Raw genomic sequence first — 1408 nt, 5'->3', positions numbered from 1 at the left:
CCCAGCGGCGCCTCTGGTTCCTCAACCGCCTCGAAGGCGCCGAAGCAGCGACGTACAACATGCCGGTCGTCCTGCGCCTGACCGGCAACCTCGACGGCATTGCTTTGGAAGCAGCGCTGCAGGACATCGTCGTACGTCACGAGAATCTCCGTACCGTCTTCCCGGAGAACTCCGCCGGAGAGCCCTACCAGCACATCCTCCACAGAGAAGACGTGAGGCTGCTGCTGCCGACGCGGCAGGTGTCAGAGCGCGAAGTCGACTACGCGGTAGCGGACTTCACGGATCGAGGTTTCGACCTGTCGGTCGAAGTGCCCATGCGTGCCTGCCTGCTGGCGCTGAGCGAGGGCTCGCACGTCCTGGTGGTGGTGCTGCACCACATCGCGGGAGACGGCTGGTCGATGGTGCCGCTGGCGCGCGATGTCGCGGCCGCGTACGAGGCGCGGGTGGCGGGGCGGAATCCCGGGTGGGAGCCGTTGCAGGTCCAGTACGCGGACTATGCGTTGTGGCAACGGGAGCTGCTGGGGGAGGAGTCCGACCCGGACAGTGTGCTGAGTGCTCAACTCGCCTACTGGACTCAGGAACTCGCTGACCTCCCGATGGAGTTGGAGCTGCCGACGGATCGTTCCCGGCCCGCGGTGGCCTCGCACCGGGGCGATGGCGTCCCGGTGGAGATCGATGCGGAACTGCACGCTCGTATCGTCGCCCTCGCAGGCGAGTCGGGCGCGAGCGTCTTCATGGTGGTGCAGGCGGTTTTCGCGGCGCTGTTGTCGCGTCTGGGCGCGGGTACGGACATCCCGATCGGTTCTCCGATCGCGGGTCGTACGGATGAGGCGCTGGATGATCTGGTCGGGTTCTTCGTCAACACGCTCGTCCTGCGCACAGACGTGTCCGGCGATCCGACGTTCCGTGAGCTGATCGAGCGCGTACGGGAGACGGACCTTGCGGCGTACGCCCACCAGGACGTGCCCTTCGAGCACCTTGTCGAGGTGCTGAACCCGGCGCGGTCGATGTCGCGGCACCCGCTGTTCCAGGTCATGCTTGTGCTGCAGAACAACACCCAGGCCGCACTGCGGCTTCCGGGGCTGACTTTGACCGGCGAGTCGGCTCCCTCCACGGTGGCGAAGTTCGACCTGTCCCTGGCGCTGCGCGAGCAGTACGACTCTGACGGCGGACCGGCCGGGCTCACCGGTTTGCTGGAGTTCGCCTCGGACCTCTTCGACGCCTCGACCGCCGGCATGCTGACGGAGCGCTTCGCGCGACTGCTCGCGGATTTGGTGACCCATCCGGGCCGGGCCATCGCGGATGCCGAATTCCTGGCGGTGGGGGAGTTGCGGGATCTTCTGTCGGGGTGGCAGGGGGTGGGGTCTGATGTGGTGGTGGCTCCGTTGTCTGTGTTGTTTGAGCGGCA

1 protein-coding gene is annotated in these 1408 nt (G+C 66.8%); it reads left to right on the top strand.

Translation table 11 applies throughout. From position 1 onward, the window contains the following. A partial coding sequence (locus ACZ6S6_RS37630) for a condensation domain-containing protein (protein ID WP_469709525.1) occupies positions 1 to 1408 on the top strand: 1408 nt, incomplete at both ends.

It is taken from the genome of Streptomyces sp. NPDC048671, from assembly GCF_055587045.1.
Note: the sequence above shows the minus strand (reverse complement) of the source record. Positions and strands in the feature narration are given on the sequence as shown.